The 1,987-nt window shown below is 71.2% G+C and carries 2 protein-coding genes; both read right to left on the bottom strand.

Going from position 1 to position 1,987, the window contains the following annotated elements:
• Positions 1 to 1,402, bottom strand: a 1,402-nt coding sequence (locus VB080_RS12035) for a hypothetical protein (protein WP_323418696.1), incomplete at its 3' end; no start/stop codon positions are given.
• Positions 1,395 to 1,907: a SigE family RNA polymerase sigma factor gene (locus tag VB080_RS12030; RefSeq protein WP_323418695.1), complete on the bottom strand. Its 513-nt coding sequence runs from the start codon at positions 1,905 to 1,907 to the stop codon at positions 1,395 to 1,397. The genes VB080_RS12035 and VB080_RS12030, both read right to left, overlap by 8 nt.
• Positions 1,908 to 1,987 lie beyond the last annotated feature (80 nt).

The following is a 1,987-nucleotide window of genomic DNA, read 5'->3' as shown; positions in this document are numbered from 1 at the left end:
CGGGCTCCGCCGAGGGCGGTACCGGCGGGAAGGACGAGGGCTCGCCGCTGGCCGCTGGCATAGCTGCCGCGGACGGCGTGGCCGCCGGGTACGTCAGCGGCTCCAGCCACAGCAGATAGCCATCGGCGGTGGGTGCCTGGTAGCTGCCGCCACCCCAGGCCAGCACGCCGTCCGGGCCGCCGAGCATGGTGACACCGGCCTCCTGCCGGGCAGGCAGCTCCGGAACCGTCGTCCACGCCAGCAGCGCAGGATCCAGCAGCTGACCGTCGACCTCGACCCGCTCACCAGCCACCAGCGAGGAGCCGGCCAGCCCGCCGGGACTCGGCGGGGTCGGCAGCGCTGACCATGCCCCGGTGTCCGGATCGAAGATGCCGCCATAGTCATAGGACTTTCCCCAGTTGTTGACCTCACCGCCGTCGGCCGAGCCGAGGCTCGGCCAGACCACCCGTCCGTTCGCAGAGCGCGCCGCCGATCCCAGGAGTTTGGTCGTACCGAGATCGCGCCAGGTCGTGAGGCTGGTGTCCAGTTCGGCCAGCCGCATCAGCGACGGCTCCTCGGAGCCCGGGTTGTCCACCAGGTCGTGCGCCGACAACAGCAGCCGGTCACCGGTCCACACCGCGCTGCGGTCGAAGCTCGGACCGAGGGGGTCATCGGGCAGGGCAGCGAATGCGCCAGTGGCTGGGTCGAAGACCTCATCGGTAGCGGCTCCGAACTCGTCGGTGGACGCCAGCAGCACCAGGCTGCTGTCCGTGGCCACCAGTTGGTCGCCGGCCTTGTCCGGAACGGGGTAGCCCGTCCAGGCGTTCTCTTCGGTGTCGTAGCGCAACAGCTCGCGCGACCCCTTCGCGGAGCCGTCAGCCAGCAGGTACACCGACGACCCGAGTGTCACCGGGGAGTCGGCGCCAGCGCCCTCGACCGGCAGCGGGGCGATGCTCGTCCAACTGTTGGCGGCCGGGTCGTACAGCGCGCCGTCGGTCAGCCAGGCGTGGATCTTGCAGGCAGCGTTCGCCGGGCACATGAAGTCGGAGTACCCGCCCAGCACCAGATAGCGTCCCGCCACCCACGTCCCGTGTGCCTCCCACCGGGGAGACAGTGGGCTGGCGGCGATCTTCGTCCACTGCCCGTACTGCCGCGCTACGGTGCTCGGGGCGTCGGTGACGGCCGGCACCGCCGTGATCGGTGAGTTGCCCAGCTGCGACGCGATCAGCGTGCCGGCCACCGCCACTGCCGCCACGGCGGCGGCGACCCTCAGCCAGCGTCCGGTCTGGGGCGGACGGACGGCCCGGCGGGCCAGTTCCGCGGCGTCCAGTGGACGGAAGGCCGGTCGCTCGGCCTGGGCCCGCAGCCCGGTACGCAGCGCCTGCACGGCCCGCAGGTTGTCGGCGAACTCGGAGTCAGTCATCGGAATCCTCCAGGGGAAAGCGGGCGCGCAGGGCAGTCAGCGCGCGATGCACCAGGACGCGGGCGGCACCGGCCGAACAGCCGCAGATCTCGCCGATCTCGGCGTAGCTGCGGTCCTCGTAGAACCGCAGCACCACCGCAGCCCGCTGCCGCAACGGCAGGTCGGTCACCAGCCGGACGGCGAGCTGGGCGTCCAGCAGGGCAGGGGAGTTGTCAGGGCCAGCGACCTCCAACCAGGACGGATCCCAGGCGGATTCGCGTCCGTCCCGGCGGCGGCGCGAGACGTGGGCATTGACGATCGATCGCCGGACATAGGCCTCCGGATCGCCCTTGCGCACCACCTGCGTCCAGCGTGGGTAGGCGCCCACCAGGGCATCCTGGACGGCGTCGCGGGCGTCCTCGACGTTGCCGGTCACCAGGTAGGCGAACCGTTGCAGCCCGACCGACCGGCTGGCGACGAACTCGCCGAAGGAGACCGCCGGACCAGCAACAGCCCCCGTCGCCATGAGCCTCCCGTCGATCGTCACGCTCCTAACACGCACGAACTCCCGAAAGCGTTACACCCGTCGCACCTGACACGCTCTGA

It is taken from the genome of Propionicimonas sp. (assembly GCF_034927565.1).
Taxonomy (GTDB): domain Bacteria; phylum Actinomycetota; class Actinomycetes; order Propionibacteriales; family Propionibacteriaceae; genus Propionicimonas.
This window is presented reverse-complemented; position numbering and strand designations above follow the sequence as displayed.

Coding starts and splice junctions, on each gene's coding strand:
- VB080_RS12030 (WP_323418695.1), bottom strand. CDS start 1,907: ATGGCGACGGGGGCTGTTGCTGGTCCGGCGGTCTCCTTCGGCGAGTTC.